A 24934-nucleotide genomic window follows, 5' to 3' on the forward strand; every position below is an offset into this window, starting at 1 on the left:
TGGCCTAACCGAGCAACTGGCGCAGCGGATGCCCCTCGAGCGACCACGAACTCACGAACATATGCTCGACCTCGGCGCGCGTCACGTCCTCTATGCCGGCGATACGCCAAACGGGACGGTCGTCCTTGTCGACGATGCGGGCACGCACGCCTTCGATGACGTCGCCATGATCGAACATCGATCGCGTCAAATCGAGATCGCGCCGTAGGCAATCGGACATCGGTCCTTCCGCACGTGTCACGACCTCGAGCGCGACGGCCATCGACAAAGGCGAGCGCTCCCGCATGGAACGGATCGCATCCTGAGCCCATTCTCGCCCGCCGGGCTCGGTCTCCGATTCGAGGGACGCGAGAATGGCCGCGACGTCCGGCTGGCTGAAATGCCGATCGATCCACCCTCGCGCCGCGGCTAGCGAGAGCGCGTCGGAATACTCGCCTTGCCTAAGCTGCGCGACGGGCGCGGTGCGGCTGGCGAACCGCGCCACGCAGGCCAGAACGTCCTGCGCATCGGACAGCGGCGCCCCGGCGAGTGCGTCGATCAACGCGGGAATCTCAGACGTTTCCAAATAGGCATCGGCCAACCCGGCATAGATCGCATCGGCCGCACCGATCGTCGCGCCCGTCACAGCCAGATAGCGACCGATCGCACCGGGCGTGCGCGCGAGAAACCAGCCGGCACCGACGTCGGGGAAAAAGCCGATGCGCGTCTCCGGCATCGCCATCTTCGTCGTCTCGCTCACGATCCGCATCCCGCCGGTGCGATGGGCGCCCTGCGAAATACCCATGCCGCCGCCCATGACGACGCCCTGCATAAGCGCGATGTAGGGCTTGCCATACGTGAAGATGGCGTGATCGAGCGCGTATTCCTCGGTAAAGAACGCATCGAGCGCCGCGACATCGCCGCGACGCCCTGCCTCATAGAAAAAACGCACGTCGCCGCCGGCGCAAAATGCCCGCGGATGCAAGCTGCGTGCAACGACCGCCAGCACCCGCGGATCGTCGCGCCACGCGTCGAGCGCGGCATGAATCGCGCGAATCATCGGCAGAGAAAGCGCGTTCAGCGCCTGCGGCCGATTCAACTCGATGAAACCGATACGGTTTTCGACTCGGGTAAGCACTTCGTCGCAGGCGACGGGAATCGATTCTGGCGTGGACATGAGGGCGGGCGAAAAGTCGATAAACGACCAAGGTAGCACGCGCGCGGCGCATGCGGTGTCTTGCGGGCCGTGCCCGTTTTTTGCTACACAATGACAGCCGACATTCAAGCGAACGCCGCCATGGACCAGTACTTTCTCCACGACCGCTCTGTGCCGGAACCCGAGGCATCGACCGCGTGGTTCGACTATGCCGAGCGTCACGGCATCGATGTGCCGCGCGCGATCAGCCTATGGGAAGACGCCGCCACGCCCGACGGCGAAACGAGCCGCCAAGCGGTGGCGCAAGCGGGCATTCGAATTCTCGTCGATCAAGGCGGCGGAGCCGCCGCCTGACCTTCGCAACCGCTCGTCAGTGCGCCTGCATATTCGAGAAGAGGTTGAGCACGACCACGCCCGCGACGATCAGCGAGAGCCCTGCCACGGCAGCCAAATCGGGAACTTGCCGGTAAAGCACCATCGCCACGAGCGTGATGAGGACGATACCGACGCCGGACCAAATGGCGTAGACGATGCCGACCGGCATGGACTTGAGCGTCATCGACAAGCAGTAGAACGCGAGCCCGTATCCTGCGACGACGACCAGCGCCGGCGCAAGGCGCGTGAACCCTTCGGAGGCGCGTAGCGCCGAGGTACCGATAACTTCGGCCACGATCGCGATAGCCAGCCACGCATAACCCGAGCCGCGCATCGACTAAACCTTATCGAGCGCGAGCTCGGCGAAATCGTGTTCGAGCTCGGCGCACAACGCTTCGACGACGAGCTCATGATCCGCGCGCTGCGTCAGTCCCGAAACGGTGACGGAGCCGATCACGCCGACGCCCGCCAGCGTAATCGGGAAAGAGCCGCCGGCCGCCGCATATTCGGCCGCGAGCAAACCGTATTTTTCCGCGAGGGTCGCGCTCGTCTGTTGCAACCGCAAGGCGACCGCGTACGAGCTGCGCCGGAAATGCGCGACGACATTGCTCTTGCGCCGCACCCACGCCGAGTTGTCGGGCGCGGTACCGTCCAGGGCGGAAAAAAAGAGCGGCAATCCAAACGTACGAATGTCGATCGCGATCGTGTGATTGCGGGCGATGGCGAGCTCGCGCAGAAAAACGCCGAGCGTCCATGCGCGCGCGGCATCGAAGCGCGTGAAGACAAGCGTTCGCTCTTGATGGGTGATGGCTTGGAGGTCGTGTTCGAGGTTCATGCGCCGATTCTAGCGTACCGGCAGCGGGCGGGCGTGCGTCGACACGTCGTCGATTTGTTCCCTTCCGTCGATTTGTGTTGCACGGCCTTTTGGTTTCCCCTATAATCTCATCTTTCGACGGACGCGGGGTGGAGCAGTCTGGCAGCTCGTCGGGCTCATAACCCGAAGGTCGTAGGTTCAAATCCTACCCCCGCAACCAAGCGCTTAAGCTAAAAGCCAGTTCAGTCAAAGCGCAACAATCGCGAAAGAAGCTGGAAAGTCCGCCCGAAAGCGCTTTTCAGGAACATCGCGAAAAACACAGAAGCCCGATCCCTTGATCGGGCTTTTTGTTTTTTCGGGCCTAGCTCCGGGCCACTATGTGATCAGCTTGCTGATTAACATGCACCTAAGTCATCCGTCAGAACCCTTTATGCATTCCGGTTTCCTATTGCAGGTACTAACCTCCCCTCATATCGTTGAGTAGGCATCGAATATGTTCGCATGACGATCATGCATGTTCGTTAGCCGATCGACGACAACGATACGAGATGGAGACCCCTGTGAACAGCACGCCCCATTCGTCCGGCCTAGCCGGTTCACCGCCGTTTCTTTCTAAACAGGCGACCGTCGCTAAACCAGGCTTTTCGCGCTGGATGGTGCCGCCCGCCGCCCTCGCCGTGCATCTGTGCATCGGCCAGGCTTATGCGTTCTCTGTTTTCAACGGGCCGCTGACCAAGGTCATCGGTATCACGCAATCCGCCCCCGGCGACTGGTCGCTCACGACGCTTGGGTGGATTTTCTCGCTGGCCATCGTATTCCTCGGACTGTCGGCCGCGTTCGCCGGCAAATGGCTCGAGCATGTGGGGCCGCGTCGCACGATGCTTACGGCCGCAAGCTGCTTCGGCGGGGGCTTCCTCGTTTCAGCGCTCGGCGTCTGGCTACATCAAATCGTTCTGCTTTATCTCGGCTATGGGGTCATCGGCGGCATCGGGCTGGGGCTCGGCTACGTCTCCCCCGTCTCGACGTTGATTCGCTGGTTTCCCGATCGCCGCGGCATGGCCACGGGCATGGCGATCATGGGCTTCGGCGGCGGCGCGATGATCGCCGCACCGCTTTCGGTCGCCTTGATGAATCACTTCAAGAGCGCAACGAGCGTGGGCGTGGCGGAGACGTTCGTGGTACTCGGCATTGCCTACTTCATCTCGATGACGATCGGCGCGCTCGCCATCCGCGTGCCTCCCGTCGACTGGAAACCGGCGGGCTGGGTGCCGCCGGACACCGCCCATAAGATGATCACGCGCAACCACGTGCACATCGACCGCGCCTTGACGACACCGCAGTTCTATCTCGTCTGGCTCGTGCTGTTCCTGAACGTTACGGCGGGCATCGGCATTCTGGGTCAAGCGTCGGTCATGATCCAGGAAAGCTTCAAGAACACGGTAACCGCTTCGGCGGCCGCCGGCTTCGTCGGTTTGCTCTCGCTATTCAATATGGGTGGGCGATTCGTCTGGGCATCGTCGTCCGATAAATTGGGCCGCAAGAACACCTACTTCGTGTTCTTCGTGCTCGGCGCGGTACTCTATTACCTGGTTCCCAGCTTCGCGCAATCGGGCAATATCGCCCTATTCGTCCTGTCCTATTGCGTGATCCTCTCGATGTACGGCGGCGGCTTCTCCACCGTGCCCGCCTATCTCGCCGACCTGTTCGGCACGGCGTTCGTCGGGGGCATCCACGGCCGTCTGCTTACGGCATGGGCTGCCGCGGGCGTCGCGGGCCCGGTGCTCGTCAATTACATCCGTGCCTATGAAGTCGCTCACGGCGTAGCCAAGGCCGACGCCTACACGATGACGGTTCACATCATGGCCGTGCTGCTCGTGGTGGGCTTCGTCTGCAACCTGCTCGTCAAGCGCGTCGATCCGGCTCATCACATGAGCGACGACGAACTCGCGGCCGAGCGCTAAGGAGACCCAACCATGCAAAACGCTACGCAACCCACGCGGCAAACCAGTGCCGTCAAATTAATCGTGTTTTGGGCCTACGTGCTGATCCCGCTGACCTGGGGTGTCGTCAACACTCTGAGGCAAGCGATGAAACTGTTCAGCTAAACGCGCCCGAAGCGCAGCTTGGACGAGCCGGGCCCAGCCCGGCTTTTTCGTTTTCGGGCGAGGCGTCCGAACGCGGCGCCCGTCGTGCTGCATGCGGCGCGCCCGGTGATACACTCGCATCACCCAGTTCCGCACCGTCCCTATGAAATTCTGCTCAGTTTGCGGTCAAGCAGTCAGCTTACGCATCCCCGCCGGCGATAATCGCGAACGCTTCGTTTGCGAACACTGCGGCACCGTGCACTATCAAAATCCGCGCAACGTCGTGGGCACCGTCCCCGTCTGGGAAGACAAGGTGCTGCTGTGCCGGCGCGCGATCGAACCGCGCTACGGTTATTGGACGCTGCCCGCCGGATTCATGGAGATGGGCGAAACGACGGCCGAAGCGGCCGCGCGGGAAACGCTCGAAGAAGCCGGCGCGCGCGTCGAGGTGCAGCATCTTTTCTCGCTGCTGAACGTCCCGCACGTCCATCAAGTGCATTTGTTCTATCTCGCTCGCCTGCTCGATATCGATGTCGCAGCCGGCGAGGAAAGTCTAGAGGTGCGTTTGTTCGACGAGGCCGATATTCCTTGGGACGATATCGCTTTCCCGACGGTTGGCCAAACGCTGCGCTTTTTCTTCGCCGATCGCACCGCCGGCACCTACGGTCTGCACACGGGCGATATCTTCCGCTCACTGCGCGACGGTTGAGCGCCGGCCCCCCGCCGCTCCCATGAACGCGCCCTAGCATGGTCCCCTGGCTCGGCCCCGACGATCCGTTTCCGCCCGTCGCACGTGCGCTCGGCCGCGCGAGCGGCGCGCCGGGCTTGCTTGCCGCAAGCTCCGATTTGCTCCCTTGGCGGCTCGTCGACGCCTATCGGCAAGGCATTTTCCCGTGGTATTCCGAAGGCCAGCCCGTCTTATGGTGGAGCCCGGACCCGCGGATGGTCCTATTCCCGCGCGAATTCAAAGTCTCGCCATCGCTACGCAAAACGCTTAAACGGGTGTTACGCGATCCGCGTTGGGAAATTCGCGTCGACGCCGATTTCTCGGCGGTGATGCGCAGTTGCGCACAGTCGCCGCGCCGCGGCCAGCAAGGCACTTGGATCACCGACCAGATTCTCGACGCCTACACGTCGCTCCATCGTATCGGCGATGCGCACAGTATCGAAACTTGGCTCGACGGCCGGCGCGTGGGCGGCCTGTACGGGGTTTCGCTGGGGCGCATGTTCTTCGGCGAATCGATGTTCGCGGAGGTCAGCGACGCATCGAAGATCGCGCTGGCCGCTCTCGTCGGTCACCTGCGCCGTCACGAAATAGAAATGATAGACTGCCAGCAAAACACGCCGCATCTCGCCTCCCTTGGCGGACGCGAGATCGCGCGCAAGACGTTCGTCGCCCATCTGCGCACCGCCGTGGCCGCGGCTTCCATTCCGTGGCAGTTCGACAAGGCGGCGTTGCTCGAAGTCCTGCCGCATGCGGTGTAGCTTGACGCGCGTGCCGCCGCTCGCCGATATGCGAGCCGGCCCGTTGGAATAACGGACAATGCATTGAGAGCCGCCGATGACTCACCCGAATGAGCTGCCGCTTTCACCGCTTTCCGCGCTGCAATTTTATGCGACCGCGCCGTATCCTTGCAGCTACCTGGAAGGGCGTATCGCGCGCTCGCAGGTCGCGACGCCGAGCCATCTGATCAACTCAGACGTTTATACCGACCTCGTCAAAGCCGGTTTCCGGCGCTCGGGTGTCTTTACCTATCGGCCGTATTGCGAACGCTGCCATGCTTGCGTACCGGTGCGCGTACCGGTGTGCGCATTCATGCCGAACCGAACCCAGCGACGGGTCTGGAAGCGGCATGGGACGCTCGTCGCCGCCGTCTCGCCGCTGCACTACGAGGAAGAGCATTACGTGCTCTACATGCGCTACCAGGCCGCGCGCCATGCCGGTGGCGGGATGGATCGCGACAGCCGCGACCAGTACGAGCAATTCCTCTTGCATAGCCGAATCAACTCGCGTCTCGTCGAATTCCGCGAGCCGGCCAACGCGCCGGACGAGATCGGCGTATTGCGCATGGTCAGCATGATCGACATCCTCGGCGACGGACTCTCGTCGGTCTACACGTTCTTCGAGCCCGATGCCGTCCATGCGAGTTACGGCACCTACAACATCCTTTGGCAAATCGAGCAAGCGAGAAGCTTAGGACTGCCATACGTCTATCTCGGTTACTGGATCAGGGAAAGCGCGAAGATGTCCTATAAGTCGAACTTCAGACCGCTCGAAGGACTCGTGGATGGGCACTGGGCGCCGCTCGACATCACGGAGCGGCCCTAGCAAGGAGTCAAAACGACCACCGAACGGATACCGGTAAAATAGCGAGCTTCATATTTCTTAAACGCCGGCCCTCTAGTGTTCAGCTCCCTTTACCCGCTCGTCCGCTCCCGCCTCTTTCGCATGGACGCGGAAGATGCCCACCATCTCACGCTCGGAATGCTCGGCGCCGCCGGCCGCACGGGGCTCGCGCGCCTGCTTGCGCCGCACGTGCCCGACTTGCCGCGCACCGTGATGGGCATTGCCTTCCGCAATCCGGTCGGCCTCGCCGCTGGCCTCGACAAGGAAGGCGCCTGCATCGACGGGCTCGCCGCCCTCGGCTTCGGCTTCATCGAAGTGGGCACGGTTACGCCGCGCGCCCAACCGGGCAACCCGCGCCCGCGCATTTTCCGTCTCCCCGAGGCCGGCGCGCTCATCAATCGAATGGGCTTCAACAATCGCGGCGTGGATCAGTTCGTCAAAAACGTTCAAGCCGCGCGCTATCGCGGGCCCCTTGGCCTGAACATCGGCAAAAATGCCGACACGCCGATCGAAAGAGCAGCCGACGACTACCTGTATTGCCTCGAACGCGTCTACCCGTTCGCGAGCTATGTCACGATCAACATCTCGTCGCCGAACACGAAAAATCTGCGGCAATTGCAAGGCGCGAACGAACTCGATGCGCTCATCGGGGCGTTGAAGGACAAGCAACAGCGCCTTGCCGATATGCACGGCAAGCTCGTGCCGCTCGCACTGAAGATCGCCCCCGATCTCGACGACGAACAGATCAAAGCGATCGCCGATACGTTGCTGCGCCACCGTATCGAAGGGGTCATCGCAACCAACACGACGCTTTCGCGCGCAGCCGTGACAGGCATGGCCCATGCGGACGAGACGGGCGGTTTATCGGGCAAGCCCGTCTTCGATGCGTCGAACGCGGTTATTCGGAAGCTGCGCGCCGAAGTCGGCGAAGACGTTGCCATCATCGGCGTGGGCGGCATCGCATCGGGTCAAGATGCCGTGGCCAAGCTGGCGGCGGGCGCGTCCCTCGTGCAGCTATACACGGGCTTCATTTATCGCGGTCCGGCGCTTGTGGGCGAATGTGTCGACGCGATCGCGCATGCGGCCCGCATATAAACATAAACAAACGGTATTTATGGCGTGATTGCGTTTTCGCTATCATGGCTGCACCCGCAAGCGCCCCCCTTTTCCGGTGCTTCGCAAAGGAGACTGAAACCATGAAATTCGCGATGTTCAAGAAAGTCCTAACCGCCGGCGTCGTCGGCCTCACCTTCGTCGCTGCGACCGCTCACGCGGCAGACCTGCTCGATCAGGTCAAGGCGCGCGGCACGCTGCGCATCGGCTGCGAAGGGACGTTCCCGCCGTTCGACTCCAAAGCCCCGAACGGCGAGCTGGTTGGGTTCGACGTCGACATCGCCAAGGCTGTCGCCGCGAAGCTCGGCGTGAAGCCGGAGTTCATCACGACGGAATGGAGCGGCATCATCGCGGGCTTGCAAGCCGGCAAGTTCGATGTAATCGTCAATCAAGTCGGCGTGACCCCCGAACGCCAGAAGGTGCTCGATTTCTCGCCCGGCTACACGTTCTCGGGCGCGGAGCTGATCCAGCGCAAGAACGACGACCGTCAGTTCAAGTCGCTCGAGGAGCTGAAGGGCCATAAGCTCGGCGTGGGCCTCGGCACGAACTACATGGATATGGCCAAGTCGGTGCCGGGCATCGACGTCAAGACCTATCCGGGCGCGCCCGAGTATCTGAGCGATCTCGCCGCCGGACGGATCGACGCCGCGCTGAACGACCGCTTGATGGTCGCTTACTTGCTCAAAAACTCGCAGTTGCCGTTGCGCCCGGGCGCGATGGTCGGCACGGGCAACCCGTCGGGGATTCCGTTCAAGAAGGACAACCCGAAGTTCGCGAAGGCGATTGCGGACGCGATGAACCAGCTCGAAGCCGACGGCACGTTCGCGAAGATCTCCGAGAAGTGGTTCGGCATCGACGTCACGAAGCCGGTCGCCAAGTAATTCATCGGCTCGCAGAAAGCATGAACGCGCGAGGGCGGCATCGCTTGGATGCCGCCCTTCGCTTTTGGCGTGGGCCACGTCTCGACGAGTGCGACGCGCCTCTTCAACGCGGCACGGTCGGCGCGTATATCATGTGCGCTCACCTGCCCGACGCCCTCGGGCCGATTCGTTAGCTGTCCTCAACAACAAACGCTATGTCCACCACTACGCTGCTCGTCCAATCGATGCCCGTGCTCGCACAGGGCGCCGTCTTGACGGTCAAGTTCGCGGTTCTTTCGATGATCTTCGGGCTGATCGCGGCCGTCGTTCTCGCGCTGATGGGCATCAGCCATAGCAAGCCGCTCAATTGGATCGCGCGCGTCTACGTGAGCGTGATGCGCGGAACGCCGCTACTCGTCCAGATTTTCGTGGTTTATTACGGACTGCCGAGCCTCGGGATTTCGCTCGACCCGACACCGGCCGGCGTCATCGCGTTGTCTGCGAACGTCGCGGCCTATCTTTCGGAAAGCATGCGAGGCGCGATCAACGGCATTCATCGCGGACAGTGGCTCGCCGCCTACAGTCTCGGCCTTTCGCGCCGCCAAACGCTGCGTTACGTGATCGGCCCGCAAGCACTGCGCATCGCCGTGCCGAGCCTATCCAACAGCCTCATCAGCCTGATCAAGGATACGTCGCTCGTATCCGTCATCACGGTTACCGAATTGCTGCGCAGCGCTCAGGAAATCATCGCCTCGACGTATCAACCGCTGCCGCTTTACCTCGCAGCGGCGGCCGTCTACTGGATGCTGTGTCAGGTCCTCGAATGGGTGCAGCACCGCTACGAACGCCGGCTGGCGCTGCCGACCCGCCATTGAAGGCCGGGCCCGGCGCGCTCAATTCGAAGCGAGCGGTTGATCGAGCGCCGCGCCGAAGCGATTCACGCGCGGCAAAAAGAAGTGCTCGGGATCGAGCGAGAACGCCACGTTGCGTGCACGCCCCATCACCTCGTTGCGCGGAATAAAGCCGAAATAGCGCGAGTCGGCGCTATCGTCGCGATTATCGCCGAGCATCAGGTATTCCCCGGCCGGCACCGTTACGGGACCGAACGAGCTAACAGGACTCGGCGCCATCGGCGACAGGCGCACGACGTGCGAGACGCCGTCGAATCGCTCGGCCAAATAGACGGCCTGCCCGGACGCCACATCGTTCATCGGCGCTTTCGAAAGCGGGCGATAGGCGGCGCGCACGCCGTTCACATACAAGACGTTTTCGCGCAACGCAATCACATCGCCGGGCACGCCGATGACGCGCTTGACGAGCAATTCGTGGGCTGCCTTCGAATCGACCGTCACGATATCGCCGCGCTGGGGATCGGCCAAATGCGCGATTTCGATATGCGTAAGCGGTACACGCAGGTCATAGGCCATCTTGTCGACGAAAATTCGGTCGCCGATGCGGATCGTAGGTAGCATCGACCCCGTAGGCACGACGTTCCAATCGGCGATCGCGCTGCGAAACAGCACCATCAAAAACAGAAACGCGACGAGGTTCTTATTCGAGCGCCAGAGATTGGCGAAATACTTGGACATGAAAGCCGCTCCTTGATGGACTTTGATGCTTCGTGCGGCCGTCAACGCGCGGCATACTCATCCCCGCGATGCGGCAATTGCAAGGCCGCATCGTAGCATGGTCCGCCACCGTCCTAAGAGCGTCCGGTGCCCCGCCTCGCCATCGAGGCACCGGTAGCAAAGGCTTAGTGAAAGTAGAAATCGATCTCCCCGTCAACCGCCGAATTGCTCACGATCACCGTTGTCTTACCGCTTTGCGTGACAGGAGGCTTGGTCGTCGTGCTGATCTGCCAATTGAGGCTCGCGGGAGTCGTCACCCCCTCTCTTCGAACCAAATTGATCTTGCTCATCGCGGTGTACTCATTGACCGGCCAATGGCGCGGTTCGTTGGAAGTGGCCTCGAAGCATTGACATATAGAACTGATATCGTTCGGGCGTTCGACGGTAAGATCCGCTTCCACAAAATTTTCGAACGATTGCTTAAATGTCCAGTAGCTAGCCGAACGGCCGACATACTTGATGACGCCCGTCAGCACTTCCTTGGGCTCCACCGGCAGGAAGGTGCTGTGCACCGCATAGCCACCCACGAACGCCCAATTGGCGATGGTGTAGCCCATCAACCCGTTCGCCCACTGCAAGACCGGCTGCAACGTCCCGCCATCCGCGCCGTTCCATAGAAAGAACGTTTTCTCGTCGGGTTCGTGCGGGTATTCGGGAACAACCCAAGTCGTACTGAACCGCCCGACACGCGTCGCGCCCGCGGACGTGAAATACCCCGGATAAACCACATCTAAGTAATCGCCGGACAATCCGTGCGCTTTGAGGTGCTCGGAACAGAGTCTTTTTGCGCGAGCGCGAGGATCTTCGCTCGATGCGTCTTCGGAAACCGCGCCATGGTCGGCAACGATGGCACCCGATTGGATATCCTTCGAGACCAATCGGCCATTGGACACGCCCACGATCTCACCGGCGCCGACCGCGACGACATCGGACGCCGGCATGTGGCCGTACGGCGTCAATACAAGCCCGTTATTATCCGCCTTAAGCATAATCTCTCCGCGACAGGGATTTGCACTATGTCGATCGGCGCTATCGGCCGCGATCGGCATAGCACGAAAATATCGATAGATTTGAAAGCGATAAGCGCCTTCGATAGGACATCGTATATCGCCTATATCCCATCGAGGCCCTAGCATCGACGCCGCGAAACGCGGCTTCCCAGAGTATGTGAATATCGGGGTTTATCTATCGAATGACGCGGCGGGAATGGCAGCGGCAATAACCTAAACGTCGTGTAAAGCCGCTATTCTCCGGGGAATTTCAAGCCGAGCGTAGCCCTTGCGGCGTCGCACATGGCGATCATCTGCAACGACTTCTCGTGCGTCATCACCGGGCTTTCCAACGCACCGGCGCGAATCAACTCGCAAAAATGCGCCGTCTCGTAGTTGAGCCCGCCGCCTTCGAACGGCACGTTCAATTCGACTACGCGCCCGCCGGCATAGCTGATCGTCGCGCGCACGGGATTCCACCATTTTTCGTGGATCCAAACGTGCCCAAGCGGTCCCGCGAGGAGCGCATCGCCCTTTCCGTCCAAATCGAGCCCACAAAAGATCTGAGCGATGCCCGACTCGTGCCGGCAATGGACGCTTGCGAACGTGTCGACGCCCGACTGCCCAAGCCGTCCGAACGTTTGCACGTCGAGCGGCGCACCGAGCCAATCGACGGCGAGAAACATTTCATAAATGCCGATATCGAGCAACGCGCCGCCGCCCTCCGTCAGCGAGAACGACGGATGATCGGCGGGGACATCGGCGACGGCAAATCCCGCCCGCACGAGGCCGACCTGACCGACCGGGTCATCGCGCAGATGCTCGCGCAACTTTCGGTACAGCGGGAAAAACGGCGGCTTCATCGCCTCCATGAACAGACGTTTCGACGCACGCGCCGTCTCGAGCACGGCTTCGAGCTGCCGCGCGTTCAACGTCGCCGGCTTCTCGCAGAGCACGTGCTTGCCGGCCGCCAATGCCGCGCGGGCGAAATCGGCATGGGTATCGTTCAGCGTGGCGATATAGACGGCGTCGATGTCGCTGGCCAGAAGCTCATCCACGCTTGCGCTTGCTTGCCCGCCATGCCGATGCACAAATGCGTCGACGCTTTCGGCGCGACGCGACCAGACACGGGCAATGCGCGCGCCGGGTACGTGAGCCAGGCCCTGCGCAAAGCGATGCGCGATACGCCCGGCACCCACAATGCCCCAATCGATCGTTCCAGTTTCGTTCATCGTCGGCTCATTCCTCGTTCAATAGCGGCGCGATCGCGGGACCCTATGGTCCTCGATCGAAACGCCCGACATCATAAGACGCACGCGATTGCCATGCGTTCTATTCCCGAAAAATGAAAAGATCGATAAATCATTGCCTGAAATGAAAAGACCGGCCGCTCACGGCGCCGGTCTTGCGCGCGATGCGCGATCGATCATTTCCGGTTGGGCATTTCCACCGAAAACTCACGGCTGATTTCATCCGCCGCAAAGTCGATGACGGCGAGCGCCGCCGCTTCGGCTTCCTTTGGATCTCGCCGCTCGATCGCCTCCACGAGCCGCTCGTGCGTACGCACCGAGATCTCCCATGCACCCGGCTTTTGACTCAGCATCGGGTGAGTGGCCGATAACGCGCCGCGAATGATGGCCGCCATTTGCTGGAAGAACTGATTGCCGCTCGCGTGAACGATGCGTGTATGCAACAGTTCGTCGGCGGCTTGGTAGCCCGCATCGCCGGGCGCGAGCGTTTTAAACACTTCAAACGCCTCGCGAATCGCGGCCACTTCCGACACGCTTGCGCGAGAAGCGGCCTGCGCCGCGGCGCGCGGTTCGATCAGCATCCGAAACTCGATCACGTCGCGCATGAACTGCGGATCGGGCTTCGCTCGAAAACGCCAGTTCACGACGTCCTCGTCGATCATGCGCCAATCGCGCATCGACCGTATCCGCGTGCCCACTTTCGGCCGAACGTCGAGCATATCGCGTGCGAGCAGCATCGATAGCGCTTCGCGCATGACCGTGCGGCTTACGTCGAACTCTTTCGATAGCACGTCCTGCGGCGGCAGAATCGCACCGTATTTTTCCTCGACGATCCCACTCACGAGCCCGTCCATGACCTTGCTCACCAGCGAACGGTCTTTGCCCTGCTCCATAACTCCCCCCGATGCGCCATGCGACGCTTCTTTGCCTGATTCATTGCGCACCTCCCGCCAAACCTCGGCCGGTAAGCGTTACGGTGCTTCGATCCGTCGCGACGCGCCATTGGGAAACGCCTGAACAGGGTTATCCCTCTGACGAAATCGGTGCATGCGGCACACCGCGTTTCGTCCGATCATCTGGCCGCCCCGCCGGCGCGCTCCCATTTAGTTCGGACAACTGCATAATTTCGCGAGCCTGCGGCGACCACCTTGACGCAGCTCACGTCCTCGATAGATTCGACCACGGACGAAACGTTTCGTTGTCCGAAGCAACGTACGACGAATCGTCATGGCTGCACGGTACGTCCGCCGCAACCGTAATACCGTTCGCAATCGCACCCAGATCGATCGGTTCATTCGCCATAGGGGAAATCACGCAAGGACAAGGCATCGCGTCCGTGTCTCAACAATGACTCATTTGCGGCACGCCGCTTTTGCGCGAGCGAACGCGGTCTACGGGCTTGGATCGGCCGGCTCGAAAGGGTTCGCAAAGGAGCCGTTTAAAACGGCGCCGCCGCGGGGACCCGCACCGGTTGGCGCAGGCTGCGGCCGCCTTACGGCAACTGAGCGAGAAGGCCCGTGCGCCGTGCAACACAACTGAATCAATTCTCTCGGCGGCGGCGCGCTCGCCGCGTGCCCCGCCGGGCGGACGTACGCGCCGATAGACCGTTCGCGCCCACCTCGAACCCTAAGCCGATCAAACACTTGGATTCACTATTTGAACGTGCTTTGCAACACGCTAAGGGCCTAGCCGGATGTGCAGATTTGAAACAAAAAGCGGGGGTAGCGCACATTGGGCTCGATGCGGCCGCGCACGCGTCGAGCCCAGCCTCGTTGCGACAGGGCTTGGCACGATCCTCGCGAATGAGGGGCGCACACCGAGCGCTGCCGCACAGACGGCGCAACGGCCAGGGAGAAAGGCCAAAACGACGCCGGAACGTGCGAGCATCATCAGCCGATGATTCAATCCTCGTCGATGCCCGCGCGCTTCGCCCGCCAAGTAACAAACAAGCCGCAAGAGCACGTGTACGAGACGCACGACGCGGCACGCTACCGAGGACCGATCATGTTGACGCTACAATCCGACCTTCACGGCAATCACCTGCTCGGCGCGCTGCCGTCGCACGAATGGCAGGCTCTGACGCCGCACCTTGAATTGGTCCATCTGCGCACGGAGCAATTGCTTTGCGACTGCGGACATAAGATTCACCACGTCTATTTCCCGACCACGGCCATCATCTCGATCCTTTCGATGATGGAAGACGGCGGCTCCGTGGAATTGGCCGCGGTGGGACGCGAAGGCATGACGGGCGTACAAGTACTGACGGGCGGCGAGACGATGCCGAGCCGCGTGCAGGTGCAATGCTCGGGCTTCGCCTACCGGATGAGCGCGCAACAGCTCAAGCAGGAAATCGCACGTTCCGATCTACTGCGCCGGCTGATGCTGCTTTACATGCAGGCCTTGCTGACGCAAGTGGCGCAAACGGCAGCCTGCAATCGTCACCATTCGCTGAGCAAGCAGCTATGCCGGTGGCTCTTGATCGAAATCGATCGCGCCGCGACCAATGAGCTGGCCGTGACTCAACAGTTGATTGCCGACATGCTCGGCGTGCGGCGCGAAGGGATCACGGAAGCCGCCGGCAAGCTGCACGATCAAGGACTGATCCATCACAGCCGCGGCCACATCAAAGTGCTCGACCGCAAAGGCCTCGAAGCCCGCGCGTGCGAGTGCTACGGGCTCGTCAAGCGCGAGTTCGACCGGCTGCTTCCGAGTCTGCATCAAACGAACACGATCGATTGAACGGCGTCCGGCGGGGCGGCTCGATTGCGCCGCCTCTCGCCCGCCTTCGCTCAACGGGCGTCGGACCCGATTCGTATCCGCGCTTGGACCTCGAACAGCGCGGCGAGCATGCCCAGATGAGCACGCTCGTCGGCCGCTTCCTGCTCGGACATTCCGCCGCAGGCCTGTCCGCCGACGACGATGCCAAGCCCTAACGCGTAGTTGCTTGCGAACGCCGTCGGCTCCGCCTGCCCGTCTTTCAGCCGCGAATAGGCCGTATCGAGGGCCTGCCTCAGTTCGCGTTGCATGATCGGATCAATCCTTAAAACGTATGGTGCGCCGCCACGCGCTGCGTCGCGGCGGCTTTTCTCTACCGGGTACCGGGTTATACGGCAAAAACCGATCCACCCTTTAGCCGTTCGAGCGATAGTCGAGGGTTTGTACGCCCTCGTCCGAACCGAGCAAGCAAAAATCGGCGCCGCGGCTCGCGAACAGGCCCACGGTGACAACGCCGGGCCACGCGTTGATTTGCGCTTCGAGCGCGCACGGATCGTGGATCGTCAGATGTTTGACGTCCAAAATTTCATTGCCGTTGTCGGTGATATACGGAGCGCCTTGGACGTTCACACGCAAAACCGGCACGCCGCCCAGCGCCGTCAGCTTGCGGCCGATGGCCGTGCGCGCCATCGGCAGCACCTCCACCGGAAGGGGAAAACCGCCCAGCACCGGCACGCGCTTGGAGGCATCGGCAATACAGACGAATACTTCGGCCACCGAAGCGACGATTTTCTCGCGCGTGAGCGCACCGCCGCCGCCCTTGATCATCGCGCCTTTCGGATCGATTTCATCGGCACCGTCGACGTATACGGGCAGCGATTCCACTTCGTTCAAATCGAACACCTTGATGCCGTGCTGCGCCAGCCGCGCCGTCGTGGCGATCGAACTCGATACGGCGCCGCGATAGCGATGCTTTTGCGCCGCGAGCGCATCGATGAAACAGTTCGCGGTCGAACCGGTTCCGATGCCGATCACGGCACCTTCGGCCACGTTGGCGTTTACATAATCGGCGGCGGCTTGGCCGACCAATCGCTTGAGTTCGTCTTGAGTCATGGCGCGAGGAAAAATTGCAGGCGAAAGGCGTGAGTTTACCGGAGTCGCGCCCGCCCCTCGCAATTCGTGCGGGCAGGCGCTTCCTCTTATGCCGTCAACGCGTCAAGACCGCCCTGACGCAGAGCTCAGAGGAACGGCGATTGCGTCGAATTCGCTCCAGTGCCGTAAAGCGTGCCGCCTCGGAAATCCGATTGCAGCACCGACGCGAGCGATGCCATTGCCGTCGCATCTTGGGTCACGAGCCCCAGTTCGCGATTGCGGGTGAGCGAGGCGACCGAGAAGTTCTCGGAACCGACGAAGGCATCGGCGCTCGACGTACCGTAGTCGGCAAGAATCACTTTCGCGTGGATGTAAAGCGACGCATTCGGGTCGTAGGTGCTGATCAGCACGCCCGCCGCGTTGAGCTTGTCGTAGTTGCTCGCGTACTTCGAGTTGTAGGTCATCGTCACCTGGACTTGCACGCCGCGCTGGGCGGCGTTGACGAGCGCCGTCACGATCTTCGAATTGCTCATTTCCTCGTTTTCGATTTGCAGCGTGCTCGTCGCCGAGTTGATGACCTTGAGGAGCGCGCTCGTCGAATTCGTAGGACTCCAAACCAAATCGTCGCCCGTCGGAGGCGTAACGGCATCGCTTGAGAAATCGGCGTCAAATGTGGTTTCGATGGCGGCGACGTCGTTCGCATCGTGATCGATGACGGCGAAATCTCGCGAACTGGCGTAATAGCGGCTCGTGAGATTGAGCGTCATGACGGCAGCCGTCTGCCCGTCGACGACGATCGCCTTCTCATGCGTCGCCGAGTAGCTCGGGTTCGCCCACACCACGTTCACGCCGTTTCCGCTCAAGTAGTCGTACGCGGCCTGGTTGTGGCTCGATTCGAGGTTCTGATCGAGGATGACCCGCACCGCCACGCCCTTGGCCGCTAGCTGCACCAGAATGTCCTCGGCCTGCGTATCGACGAGTTCGTACATCGTCATATCGAGCGTTTTGGTCGCGGACTGCATAAGCGTGTAGATGGGCGTCAAACCTTGGTCGGGCTCCGTCACGAGCGTCGGAGCCGTCGTAGCGGCGGCGGCGACCTGCGCGCCCGCCGCCAGCATGGTCGCGCAAACGAATGCGCCCAACAGGGATCGCTTCATCAATGACCTCCAGAAATTTGAGATTGCCCCGGTAGGTACTGACTGGTCTTTTACTTTTTCGACGATCGCCAGTCTTTCAAATTCATCTCGATCTGGCGCGCGCTTTATTCCGCGATCCGCATTAAACTCCATTCATAAATACAGAATAAATATCTTTTCCTACAAATACTACCAGGTCACGACCACCCCATCCTCACATGCGTTTTGCCGATATGAAAATCAAACAGATCTTTCCGATTAAATCATCGATTATTACAATAATCCTATATTTCAATTCAATGAAATTGTCGATTCGAACGAATATGCCAATAGAGCCGGGACGGCGCCATCGATGCTCGACTGGCGCCCGGCGAAGCGGCGTGCTCGCGACGCCGTTACGCCCCGAGCGAGGCGCTAAGTCCGTGCGCCGGCCGCCGCTTGAGGGCGACGTCGAAGGGGTTCGTCATGGGGCCGATGAGGTCCGCTTGACGCTTTAACAATTCGACGACCATCGGCAAACGGTCGTCGCCGAGACGAGACGACAACGTGCCGACGCTCAACGCCGCCACGGCCGTTCCCGTGCGATCGAGAATAGGCACGGCCACGCCCGCCATCCCTTCGAGGACGCCGCTGTTGCGCGCGGCGTAGCCGAGCTGCCGTACCCGTTCGATTTCAGTACGCAGATAAACCTCGTCGAGCACGCCATGGCCGCGAATTCGCGGTACGTTAAAGCGGATGATTTCTTCGCGCTCGGCTTCCGGCAAGAACGCTAGGATCGCAAGGCTGCCCTGTCCCACCCCAAGCGCGATCCGCCCGCCGACATCGTTTGTAAACGAGCGAATCGGGAACGGGCCTTCGCATAGATCGAGGCATACCGCATCGAAGCCGCTTTTAGCGAGCAAGAAGATCGTTTCCCCGAGACTCGCGCAAAGCCTCAGCAACGCAGGGCGGCACAGCATCCGCATCCCGCCTGGATTCCCCGCTTGCGCCGCGAGCGCGAAAAAGTCCACGCCGAGCCGGTATAGCTTCGAGCGCTCGTCTTGTTCGACGACGCCCTCGGCGATCAGCGCGCGCAAGATACGGTGCGTCGTGCCTTGCGTAAGCCCGACGATTTTCGCGAGTTGCGTGACGCGCACCCCGCTCGTTTGCTGCGACGCCAACGCACGCACAAGGGCGAACGCCCGGGGAAGCATCCCCACGCCCGGTGCATCCGCATGCTCGTCGCCGCCGTTGAAGTCGTCCTCCGATAGGCGTACCCCGCTCATATCATCGTCCTCCGTCCTCAGGTTCTAATCAATGGAATTTATTCGGGCTTATCGATCGCCCGCGCGGTACCTCAGCTTTCGATACCCTCCGCCCTGCCGCAGTCTTCATCGAGGGATAACCCTCACCGCATGCGATGAAATACTCTCACGCTTCGGTCCGAAACGCGTTCCACTGGCCGGAATATTTTCTATTTTCCTATCGTTGAACGGAATTCGAAATTGACTCGGTCTATATGGCTGGACAGAATCGGCTCAGCCTGATGCCCGATGCCGCTTGCGCATCGCGAGGGCGTACCTATCAGGGAAGGGAGCCGAACCATGTCGTTCCTCACGCTTGCCGACGTTTCGAAATCGTTCGGCAACTTGCATGCAGTCACCGAATTGAATTTGTCGGTGGAAAAAGGCGAATTCGTTTCGCTGCTCGGCCCCTCGGGCTGCGGCAAGACCACCACGCTGCAAATGATTGCCGGCTTCGTCCAGGCAACGAGCGGCCGCATCGTGCTCGACGGCCGCGACATCACCGATACGAAGCCCAATCAGCGCGGGCTCGGCATCGTCTTTCAAAGCTATGCCCTGTTTCCGCATATGACCGTCGCGCAAAACGTGCGCTTCGGGCTCGAGATGCGGCGCATCGGCAAGGCCGAAAGCGACGCGCGCGTGCGCGAAGCGCTCTCGCTCGTGCGCCTGGATGCCCTGGCCGATCGCTTTCCGCGCGAACTCTCGGGCGGGCAGCGTCAGCGCGTCGCGATCGCTCGCGCGGTCGTCATCGCACCGCCCGTTCTACTGCTCGACGAACCCATGTCGAACCTCGATGCGAAGCTGCGCGAGGAGATGCAATTCGAGCTCAGAGCGATTCAACGCCGCATCGGGACGACGACGATCATGGTCACGCACGACCAATCGGAGGCGCTGTCCATCAGCGATCGTGTGGTCGTTATGGAGGCGGGCCGCATTACGCAAGTCGACACACCCTATCGCGCGTACGAACGCCCGGAAAATCGCTTCGTCTCCGAGTTCATCGGCAAGGCCAATCTGTTCTCGGGCACGGTCGTGGCGCACGACGACGCGAACGTGCACGTCTCGATCGGTGCCGATCGCATCGAAGTCGGTCAAGCCCCGCATCAGCGAACCGATCCGTTGACGATCGGCGACGCCGTCACGGTCTGCATCCGCCCCGAGAAGGTTCGCCTCGATCTCACCGGCAACGGCCGCGTGCCTGCAACGGTCACGAGCCGCTTCTTCCTCGGCAGCCAGTGGCTCTATCGCGTGGATTGCCGGCTTGGCGAAATCCTCGTGTGCTGTCAGAACGAAGGCGACGAGCCGATTGCGGAAGGCGAAACGGTCGGCATCGATTGGAAGCGCGAAGCCGTGCGCTTGGTCGCGAGGGACGCCCGCCATGCCTAACGCGACGCTCGAAGCTGCCGCGGCACCGGCCTCGCGGCCGCAAGCCGCACACCCGGAGCGCCGCGCGCCTTGGCGAGCCTATGCCCCGATGTGGTTGCTATGCGCCCCGGCGCTCGCTTTATTCGCGGCGCTCGTCCTCGTGCCCCTCGCGATGACGTTCGTCTTGACGTTCTACCGCTTCGATCCGTCGGTCGGTTCGATCGCCGCGTTCCAGTTCGGCAACTACGTCAACGTCTTGAGTTCGCCCTACTACCAAACGATCTTTTTGCGTACGTTCGGCATCGCGGCAATCACCACGTTGTTGTGCGCAGCCATCGGCGCGCCGGAAGCCTACGTTCTGTCGAAGATGCGCGACCCGTGGCGCTCGGCCTGCCTGCTCGTCATCCTCGCGCCGCTGCTCGTGTCCGTCGTCGTTCGCGCATTCGGCTGGAGCATGCTGCTGGGCACCGCGGGCGTCGTCAACCAAGCGCTCGCGCGCTTCGGTCTCGGGCCGTACAAGCTCGAATACACCAACTTTGCGATCGTCATCGCGCTCGTGCACGTGATGCTGCCGTTTATGGTCATCCCCGTTTGGACCTCGCTGCAAAAGCTCGACCCGCAAACCGAGCAAGCCGCGCTGTCGTTGATGGCCTCGCCCGCCACGACGCTACGCCGCGTCGTGCTGCCGCAGATCATGCCGGGCGTACTCTCGGGCAGCTTGATGGTGTTCGGGCTCTCGGCAAGCGCCTTCGCGATTCCGGGGCTCCTCGGCGGAAGACGGTTGAAGGTGGCCGCCACCGCTGTCTACGACGAATTTCTCGGCTCCCTTAATTGGCCCCTCGGCGCGACGATCGCATTGCTGCTGCTGGCCGCCAACCTCGTCATCATGCTGACCTACTACCGCGTACTCGAGCGCCGTTACGGCCGCGCGATGGGCTGAGCCAAGGAGATCGACATGCGACGCAACGGCCCCTTCGCCCTCGCCTTCCATACGCTCGTCATTGCATTCGTGCTGGCGCCGCTCGTCATCGTCGTACTCGTCGCGTTTACGCCCGACGAAACGCTGACGCTGCCCACGCACGGCATCTCGTTGCGATGGTTCAAAGCGATCCTGCAATATCCCGATTTCATTTCGGCCTTCTTCACGAGCGTGAAGCTCGCCTTCGCCTCGGCCACGCTCTCGTTGACGATCGCATTGCCCGCCGGCTTGGCCATCGCTCGGGCGCGTTTTCCCGGGCGCGACTTTTTGAACGCCTTGTTGCTGTCGCCGCTCGTCATCCCCGGGCTGGTCTTAGGCATTGCGCTACTGCGCTTCTTTGCCCTGATCGGCGCAACGGGCTCGTTCGCCTGGCTTGTCTTGGCCCACACAGTCATCGTGACCCCGTTCGTGCTGCGGCTCGTTCTAGCCGCCGCGACCGGGCTCGATCGCAGCGTCGAGCATGCCGCGCAATCGCTCGGGGCCGATGCTTGGACGACCTTTCGGCGCGTGACTCTGCCCATGATCGTGCCTGGAATTACGGGCGGCTGGCTGCTCGCGTTCATCAATAGCTTCGACGAACTCACGATGTCGATCTTCGTCACGTCGCCGCAGACGGTCACGCTGCCGGTACGCATGTACATGTATGCGACGGAATCGATCGATCCCATGATGGCGTCCGTATCGACGCTCGTGATCTTCGTCACGGCCGGCGCGATGTTGCTGCTCGATCGCATCTACGGACTGAACCGCATTCTGATCGGTCAGCATTGAACGCATCGCCTCATCCTTACTTAGGACTTCGAAATATGTGCCAAGACGAAGCACAGTTGGTGCGCTTAGCCGAAGGCGACCGCCCCCCCGTGTTCTTCTCGCTCGACGGCACCCCTACTCGTGCACTCGAGGGCGATACGGTGCTGACGGCCATTTTGACCGCCCGGCGCACGCTGCGCGTCTCGGACTTCAGCGGCGAGCCGCGCGCCGGGTTTTGCTTGATCGGCGCTTGCCAGGACTGTTGGGTAAGGACCGAAGATGGACGGCGGCTGCGCGCCTGCACGACCGCAATCGAAACCGGCATGCGTCTGCTTACGCACGCTCCCGATACCCAGCGCACACCCACGCAGGCAGCACGATGACTCGTCAAGCACAAGTGGTCATCGTCGGCGCCGGTCCCGCCGGCGTGCGCGCAGCCGAGACGCTCGTCGCCGAGGGCGTGCGTCCGATCGTCATCGATGAAAACGCGCGCTGGGGCGGCCAAATCTATCGTCAGCAACCCGAGGGCGCAGGCTTTCGACGCGAGCCGCGCGAGCTGTACGGTTTCGAAGCGCGCAAGGCTACCGCGTTGCACACCGCGATGGCCAAGTTGCTGCCGCATCTCGACTATCGTCCCCATACGCTGGCTTGGGCGTGCGACACGCAAACAAGTGCGGACTCGACATCGACATCGCCCGTTGACGATTCGCCCCCCTTCGCGGGCCAACTGGCCACGCTGTGCGGTACGCGTGAGCAGAACGTGCCGTTTACGCATCTGATCGTCGCAAGCGGGGCAACCGATCGCGTGCTGCCGATGCCGGGTTGGACGTTGCCCGGCGTCTACACGCTCGGCGCCGCGCAAACCGCGCTCAAATCGCAAGGATGCGCAATCGGCCGACGCATCGTTTTCGCCGGTACTGGACCGTTGCTTTATCTCGTAGCCTATCAATACGCAAAAGCCGGTGCACGCGTGCTCGCCGTGCTCGATACGAGCCGTGCCGGCAAGCAAGCCGCAGCCTTGCCCAAGCTCATGGCACAGCCGTCCGTTCTCGCGAAAGGCATGTATTACGTCGGCTGGCTTCTCGCGCGAGGTATTCGAATCGAGCGCGGCGTGCAGCTCGAACGCGTGCTCGGCGAAGGACATGTCGCCGGTATCGCTTGGCGTACCGATGCGGCGGCGCCCGGTTCGATCGGCGAGCATATCCATACGCTCGAATGCGATGCCGTCGGCTTCGGCTTCGGCCTGCGCCCCGAAACCCAACTCGCCGATATCGCCGGCTGCCGGTTTCGCTACGACGCGCTCAACCGATGCTGGCTTCCCGAACGCGACGACGCGGGACGCACGTCGGTCCGCGGCATCTATGTCGCAGGCGATGGCGCCGGCATCGCGGGGGCCGACGCGGCCGAGGGCGCCGGACGTCTTGCCGCGCTTGCAGTGCTAGACGATTTGGACGAACGCTCGCCCGGGCGCAAGCCGCCGCACAAGCCCTCGCGGATCGACGACGCCGCTTCACTGCGTCGTGCGCAGCTGCGCACGAGTACGTTTCGCGCGGGACTCGAATCTGCGTTCCCCGCGCCGTTCGAACGCGCCGGCGCCTGGCCGGACACGATGACCGTCTGCCGCTGCGAGGAAATCGAAGCCGGAGCGTTACGCCAATGCATTCGTTCCGGCGCGGCGCGCGAAATCAATCGGCTCAAAGCGCTGACCCGGGTCGGGATGGGACGCTGCCAGGGCCGAATGTGCGGCGAAGCGGCCGTGGCACTGCTCGCGCATGAAACGCATCTGCCCCCCGAGGCGTTGGGGCGCATGCGGGCCCAAGCCCCGATCAAACCGATTCCGCTCGCGGCCGCGCTGTGCGACGAGCGTGTCGCGGCCGTACCCGAGGACGCACGCGATGAATGAATCGGCACGCCACTTCGATGTCGCGATCGCCGGCGGCGGGCTCGTCGGCGCATCGAGCGCGCTCGCGCTCTCGCGTAGGGGAATGCGCGTGCTCCTCATCGAGCGCGGCTACTGCGGCGCGCAAGCGAGCGGCGTGAACTACGGCGGCGTGCGCTGCCAAGGACGCCCCGCCGAGCAGCTGCCGCTCGCGATGCGCGCGCGACGAATTTGGGACGATCTGCCTCGGCGGATCGGCATCGACGGCGAATTCGTGGTGTCGGGACATTTGCGCCTAGCGCGCAGCGAGGCCGATCTCGCCGGCCTCGAGGCCTACGCGCGAATGGCCGCCGAACACGGCTTGGCGTTGCAGATCATGTCCGGCGCCGCATTTCGGCGGCGCTATCCCTGGCTTGGCGCCGCCGCGATCGGCGGCTCGCTGTGCGCGAGCGACGGCCATGCGAACCCGCGGCTCGTCTCGCCCGCATTCGCACGCGCGGCGCGCCAGGCCGGCGCGCTCGTCCTCGAGCAGACCGCGCTCACGCAGGCGCACTACGACGGCAAACGCTTCTCGCTGCATGCAGGCGAGGCGACCTTCGAAAGCGACTGGCTCATCAACGCCGCCGGCGCATGGGCGCTTACGCTCGCGGAACGCTTCGGCGACGCCGTCCCCATGAAACCCATCTATCCGAATATGTGGGTAACCGAGCCGCTACCGCATTTTCTCGACCACAACCTTGGCGTATTCGGCGGCGGGATCTACGCCCGCCAAGTCGAACGCGGCAATTGCGTGATCGGCGGCGGACGCGGCCATGGCGACGGGCAATTCGCTCAGCCGTCCTCGGATGCGACGCGAGCCGTCATGCGCGATGCCTGCGCGCTGTTGCCGGCATTGCGCGATGCCCTGCTCATTCGAACCTGGAGCGGCGTGGAAGGCTGCACGCCCGATCACAATCCCGTGATCGGCGCGAGTCGCAACGTGCCGCGCCTCTTGCATGCATTCGGCTTTTCCGGCGGCGGGTTTTTGCTCGCACCCGGCGTCGGCGAAGTTCTCGCCGACCTCGTGATCGACGGCGCCACCGAGACGCCGCTCGACGCATTCGGTGTCAACCGCTTCTCGGCCGTGCCCGCATGACGCTT

26 protein-coding genes, 1 tRNA gene and 2 pseudogenes are annotated in these 24934 nt (G+C 62.3%); 18 read left to right on the forward strand and 11 right to left on the reverse strand.

Going from position 1 to position 24934, the window contains the following annotated elements; genetic code table 11:
- Window positions 1-4: 4 nt before the first annotated feature.
- Window positions 5-1156: an enoyl-CoA hydratase/isomerase family protein gene (locus AB1286_RS02700; protein ID WP_430361809.1), complete on the reverse strand. Its 1152-nt coding sequence runs from the start codon at window positions 1154-1156 to the stop codon at window positions 5-7.
- Between the two features lie 120 nt (window positions 1157-1276).
- Here AB1286_RS02700 and AB1286_RS02705 point away from each other — a divergent pair, with 120 nt between their 5' ends.
- Complete coding sequence (locus AB1286_RS02705) at window positions 1277-1489, forward strand: hypothetical protein (protein WP_430364969.1); 213 nt, start codon at window positions 1277-1279, stop codon at window positions 1487-1489.
- Between the two features lie 16 nt (window positions 1490-1505).
- Here AB1286_RS02705 and AB1286_RS02710 read toward each other — a convergent pair whose 3' ends face one another.
- Both AB1286_RS02710 and AB1286_RS02715 read right to left on the reverse strand, forming a co-directional pair.
- Window positions 1506-1844 carry a DMT family transporter gene (locus AB1286_RS02710; RefSeq protein ID WP_430361810.1) on the reverse strand — a complete coding sequence of 113 codons (339 nt, stop codon included), beginning with the start codon at window positions 1842-1844 and terminating at the stop codon, window positions 1506-1508.
- A 3-nt stretch (window positions 1845-1847) separates the two neighbouring features.
- Entirely contained in the window at window positions 1848-2345 is a 498-nt protein-coding gene (locus AB1286_RS02715) for a heme-degrading domain-containing protein (protein ID WP_430361811.1), read from the reverse strand.
- A 122-nt stretch (window positions 2346-2467) separates the two neighbouring features.
- On the opposite strand from AB1286_RS02715, the gene AB1286_RS02720 reads away from it, so the two are divergent.
- The 9 genes from AB1286_RS02720 (at window position 2468) to AB1286_RS02760 (ending at window position 9603) form a co-directional block, all read left to right on the forward strand.
- Window positions 2468-2544: transfer RNA gene (locus tag AB1286_RS02720), tRNA-Met, on the forward strand.
- A 340-nt stretch (window positions 2545-2884) separates the two neighbouring features.
- Window positions 2885-4285 (forward strand): L-lactate MFS transporter, encoded by a 1401-nt coding sequence (locus tag AB1286_RS02725; protein ID WP_430361812.1) that lies wholly within the window; start codon window positions 2885-2887, stop codon window positions 4283-4285.
- Window positions 4286-4297: 12 nt separating this feature from the next.
- Window positions 4298-4429: an MFS transporter small subunit gene (locus tag AB1286_RS02730; protein ID WP_430361813.1), complete on the forward strand. Its 132-nt coding sequence runs from the start codon at window positions 4298-4300 to the stop codon at window positions 4427-4429.
- A gap of 142 nt (window positions 4430-4571) precedes the next feature.
- Window positions 4572-5117, forward strand: coding sequence for an NUDIX hydrolase (locus AB1286_RS02735; RefSeq protein WP_430361814.1), 546 nt, complete (start codon window positions 4572-4574; stop codon window positions 5115-5117).
- Window positions 5118-5155: 38 nt separating this feature from the next.
- Window positions 5156-5893, forward strand: coding sequence for a leucyl/phenylalanyl-tRNA--protein transferase (gene aat, locus AB1286_RS02740; protein ID WP_430361815.1), 738 nt, complete (start codon window positions 5156-5158; stop codon window positions 5891-5893).
- A gap of 76 nt (window positions 5894-5969) precedes the next feature.
- Entirely contained in the window at window positions 5970-6737 is a 768-nt protein-coding gene (locus AB1286_RS02745; RefSeq protein WP_430361816.1) for an arginyltransferase, read from the forward strand.
- A gap of 75 nt (window positions 6738-6812) precedes the next feature.
- On the forward strand, window positions 6813-7850 hold the full coding sequence (locus AB1286_RS02750) for a quinone-dependent dihydroorotate dehydrogenase (protein ID WP_430361817.1): 1038 nt from the start codon (window positions 6813-6815) through the stop codon (window positions 7848-7850).
- 101 nt (window positions 7851-7951) lie between these two features.
- Complete coding sequence (locus tag AB1286_RS02755; protein WP_430361818.1) at window positions 7952-8749, forward strand: cystine ABC transporter substrate-binding protein; 798 nt, start codon at window positions 7952-7954, stop codon at window positions 8747-8749.
- A gap of 194 nt (window positions 8750-8943) precedes the next feature.
- Window positions 8944-9603 carry an amino acid ABC transporter permease gene (locus AB1286_RS02760; RefSeq protein ID WP_430361819.1) on the forward strand — a complete coding sequence of 220 codons (660 nt, stop codon included), beginning with the start codon at window positions 8944-8946 and terminating at the stop codon, window positions 9601-9603.
- An 18-nt stretch (window positions 9604-9621) separates the two neighbouring features.
- Here AB1286_RS02760 and lepB read toward each other — a convergent pair whose 3' ends face one another.
- From lepB to AB1286_RS02780, 4 genes are all read right to left on the reverse strand, one after another.
- Window positions 9622-10317 (reverse strand): signal peptidase I, encoded by a 696-nt coding sequence (lepB, locus tag AB1286_RS02765; protein ID WP_430361820.1) that lies wholly within the window; start codon window positions 10315-10317, stop codon window positions 9622-9624.
- Window positions 10318-10481: 164 nt separating this feature from the next.
- Window positions 10482-11345 carry a hypothetical protein gene (locus tag AB1286_RS02770; RefSeq protein WP_430361821.1) on the reverse strand — a complete coding sequence of 288 codons (864 nt, stop codon included), beginning with the start codon at window positions 11343-11345 and terminating at the stop codon, window positions 10482-10484.
- A gap of 254 nt (window positions 11346-11599) precedes the next feature.
- Entirely contained in the window at window positions 11600-12577 is a 978-nt protein-coding gene (locus tag AB1286_RS02775; protein ID WP_430361822.1) for a Gfo/Idh/MocA family protein, read from the reverse strand.
- Between the two features lie 194 nt (window positions 12578-12771).
- On the reverse strand, window positions 12772-13488 hold the full coding sequence (locus AB1286_RS02780; RefSeq protein WP_430361823.1) for a FadR/GntR family transcriptional regulator: 717 nt from the start codon (window positions 13486-13488) through the stop codon (window positions 12772-12774).
- 1111 nt (window positions 13489-14599) lie between these two features.
- Between AB1286_RS02780 and AB1286_RS02785 the strand changes: the two genes are divergently transcribed.
- Window positions 14600-15334 (forward strand): Crp/Fnr family transcriptional regulator, encoded by a 735-nt coding sequence (locus AB1286_RS02785; protein WP_430361824.1) that lies wholly within the window; start codon window positions 14600-14602, stop codon window positions 15332-15334.
- 50 nt (window positions 15335-15384) lie between these two features.
- On the opposite strand, the gene AB1286_RS02790 is transcribed toward AB1286_RS02785, so the two are convergent.
- The 4 genes from AB1286_RS02790 to AB1286_RS02805 form a co-directional block, all read right to left on the reverse strand.
- Window positions 15385-15621, reverse strand: coding sequence for a hypothetical protein (locus AB1286_RS02790; protein ID WP_430361825.1), 237 nt, complete (start codon window positions 15619-15621; stop codon window positions 15385-15387).
- Window positions 15622-15724: 103 nt separating this feature from the next.
- On the reverse strand, window positions 15725-16423 hold the full coding sequence (rpiA, locus tag AB1286_RS02795) for a ribose-5-phosphate isomerase RpiA (protein WP_430361826.1): 699 nt from the start codon (window positions 16421-16423) through the stop codon (window positions 15725-15727).
- Between the two features lie 125 nt (window positions 16424-16548).
- Window positions 16549-17559 carry a phospholipase D-like domain-containing protein gene (locus tag AB1286_RS02800; protein ID WP_430361827.1) on the reverse strand — a complete coding sequence of 337 codons (1011 nt, stop codon included), beginning with the start codon at window positions 17557-17559 and terminating at the stop codon, window positions 16549-16551.
- Between the two features lie 374 nt (window positions 17560-17933).
- Window positions 17934-18803 (reverse strand): IclR family transcriptional regulator, encoded by an 870-nt coding sequence (locus AB1286_RS02805; RefSeq protein WP_430361828.1) that lies wholly within the window; start codon window positions 18801-18803, stop codon window positions 17934-17936.
- A 318-nt stretch (window positions 18804-19121) separates the two neighbouring features.
- Here AB1286_RS02805 and AB1286_RS02810 point away from each other — a divergent pair.
- From AB1286_RS02810 to AB1286_RS02840, 7 genes and pseudogenes are all read left to right on the forward strand, one after another.
- A pseudogene (locus tag AB1286_RS02810) lies at window positions 19122-19869 on the forward strand (ABC transporter ATP-binding protein); the annotation flags it as partial.
- A gap of 77 nt (window positions 19870-19946) precedes the next feature.
- Window positions 19947-20207: pseudogene (locus AB1286_RS02815) on the forward strand (TOBE domain-containing protein); the annotation flags it as partial.
- Window positions 20208-20295: 88 nt separating this feature from the next.
- Window positions 20296-21126, forward strand: a complete 831-nt coding sequence (locus tag AB1286_RS02820; protein ID WP_430364970.1) for an ABC transporter permease — start codon at window positions 20296-20298, stop codon at window positions 21124-21126.
- A gap of 15 nt (window positions 21127-21141) precedes the next feature.
- Window positions 21142-21936, forward strand: coding sequence for an ABC transporter permease (locus AB1286_RS02825; RefSeq protein WP_430361829.1), 795 nt, complete (start codon window positions 21142-21144; stop codon window positions 21934-21936).
- Window positions 21937-21971: 35 nt separating this feature from the next.
- On the forward strand, window positions 21972-22298 hold the full coding sequence (locus AB1286_RS02830) for a (2Fe-2S)-binding protein (protein ID WP_430361830.1): 327 nt from the start codon (window positions 21972-21974) through the stop codon (window positions 22296-22298).
- Window positions 22295-23818 carry an FAD-dependent oxidoreductase gene (locus tag AB1286_RS02835; RefSeq protein WP_430361831.1) on the forward strand — a complete coding sequence of 508 codons (1524 nt, stop codon included), beginning with the start codon at window positions 22295-22297 and terminating at the stop codon, window positions 23816-23818. The genes AB1286_RS02830 and AB1286_RS02835 overlap by 4 nt, the downstream gene beginning before the upstream one ends.
- On the forward strand, window positions 23811-24929 hold the full coding sequence (locus tag AB1286_RS02840; protein WP_430361832.1) for an NAD(P)/FAD-dependent oxidoreductase: 1119 nt from the start codon (window positions 23811-23813) through the stop codon (window positions 24927-24929). The genes AB1286_RS02835 and AB1286_RS02840 overlap by 8 nt, the downstream gene beginning before the upstream one ends.
- Window positions 24930-24934 lie beyond the last annotated feature (5 nt).

It is taken from the genome of Trinickia sp. NRRL B-1857, from assembly GCF_050470685.1.
GTDB lineage: Bacteria > Pseudomonadota > Gammaproteobacteria > Burkholderiales > Burkholderiaceae > Trinickia.

What these genes read in the sequence shown, in the direction of transcription:
- AB1286_RS02700 (WP_430361809.1), bottom strand. Translation starts at nt 1,156, where the DNA reads ATGTCCACGCCAGAATCGATTCCCGTCGCCTGCGACGAAGTGCTTACC.
- AB1286_RS02705 (WP_430364969.1), top strand. Translation starts at nt 1,277, where the DNA reads ATGGACCAGTACTTTCTCCACGACCGCTCTGTGCCGGAACCCGAGGCA.
- AB1286_RS02710 (WP_430361810.1), bottom strand. Translation starts at nt 1,844, where the DNA reads ATGCGCGGCTCGGGTTATGCGTGGCTGGCTATCGCGATCGTGGCCGAA.
- AB1286_RS02715 (WP_430361811.1), bottom strand. Translation starts at nt 2,345, where the DNA reads ATGAACCTCGAACACGACCTCCAAGCCATCACCCATCAAGAGCGAACG.
- AB1286_RS02730 (WP_430361813.1), top strand. Translation starts at nt 4,298, where the DNA reads ATGCAAAACGCTACGCAACCCACGCGGCAAACCAGTGCCGTCAAATTA.
- AB1286_RS02735 (WP_430361814.1), top strand. Translation starts at nt 4,572, where the DNA reads ATGAAATTCTGCTCAGTTTGCGGTCAAGCAGTCAGCTTACGCATCCCC.
- aat (WP_430361815.1), top strand. Translation starts at nt 5,156, where the DNA reads ATGGTCCCCTGGCTCGGCCCCGACGATCCGTTTCCGCCCGTCGCACGT.
- AB1286_RS02745 (WP_430361816.1), top strand. Translation starts at nt 5,970, where the DNA reads ATGACTCACCCGAATGAGCTGCCGCTTTCACCGCTTTCCGCGCTGCAA.
- AB1286_RS02755 (WP_430361818.1), top strand. Translation starts at nt 7,952, where the DNA reads ATGAAATTCGCGATGTTCAAGAAAGTCCTAACCGCCGGCGTCGTCGGC.
- AB1286_RS02760 (WP_430361819.1), top strand. Translation starts at nt 8,944, where the DNA reads ATGTCCACCACTACGCTGCTCGTCCAATCGATGCCCGTGCTCGCACAG.
- lepB (WP_430361820.1), bottom strand. Translation starts at nt 10,317, where the DNA reads ATGTCCAAGTATTTCGCCAATCTCTGGCGCTCGAATAAGAACCTCGTC.
- AB1286_RS02770 (WP_430361821.1), bottom strand. Translation starts at nt 11,345, where the DNA reads ATGCTTAAGGCGGATAATAACGGGCTTGTATTGACGCCGTACGGCCAC.
- AB1286_RS02775 (WP_430361822.1), bottom strand. Translation starts at nt 12,577, where the DNA reads ATGAACGAAACTGGAACGATCGATTGGGGCATTGTGGGTGCCGGGCGT.
- AB1286_RS02780 (WP_430361823.1), bottom strand. Translation starts at nt 13,488, where the DNA reads ATGGAGCAGGGCAAAGACCGTTCGCTGGTGAGCAAGGTCATGGACGGG.
- AB1286_RS02785 (WP_430361824.1), top strand. Translation starts at nt 14,600, where the DNA reads ATGTTGACGCTACAATCCGACCTTCACGGCAATCACCTGCTCGGCGCG.
- AB1286_RS02790 (WP_430361825.1), bottom strand. Translation starts at nt 15,621, where the DNA reads ATGCAACGCGAACTGAGGCAGGCCCTCGATACGGCCTATTCGCGGCTG.
- rpiA (WP_430361826.1), bottom strand. Translation starts at nt 16,423, where the DNA reads ATGACTCAAGACGAACTCAAGCGATTGGTCGGCCAAGCCGCCGCCGAT.
- AB1286_RS02800 (WP_430361827.1), bottom strand. Translation starts at nt 17,559, where the DNA reads ATGAAGCGATCCCTGTTGGGCGCATTCGTTTGCGCGACCATGCTGGCG.
- AB1286_RS02805 (WP_430361828.1), bottom strand. Translation starts at nt 18,803, where the DNA reads ATGAGCGGGGTACGCCTATCGGAGGACGACTTCAACGGCGGCGACGAG.
- AB1286_RS02820 (WP_430364970.1), top strand. Translation starts at nt 20,296, where the DNA reads ATGTGGTTGCTATGCGCCCCGGCGCTCGCTTTATTCGCGGCGCTCGTC.
- AB1286_RS02825 (WP_430361829.1), top strand. Translation starts at nt 21,142, where the DNA reads ATGCGACGCAACGGCCCCTTCGCCCTCGCCTTCCATACGCTCGTCATT.
- AB1286_RS02830 (WP_430361830.1), top strand. Translation starts at nt 21,972, where the DNA reads ATGTGCCAAGACGAAGCACAGTTGGTGCGCTTAGCCGAAGGCGACCGC.
- AB1286_RS02835 (WP_430361831.1), top strand. Translation starts at nt 22,295, where the DNA reads ATGACTCGTCAAGCACAAGTGGTCATCGTCGGCGCCGGTCCCGCCGGC.
- AB1286_RS02840 (WP_430361832.1), top strand. Translation starts at nt 23,811, where the DNA reads ATGAATGAATCGGCACGCCACTTCGATGTCGCGATCGCCGGCGGCGGG.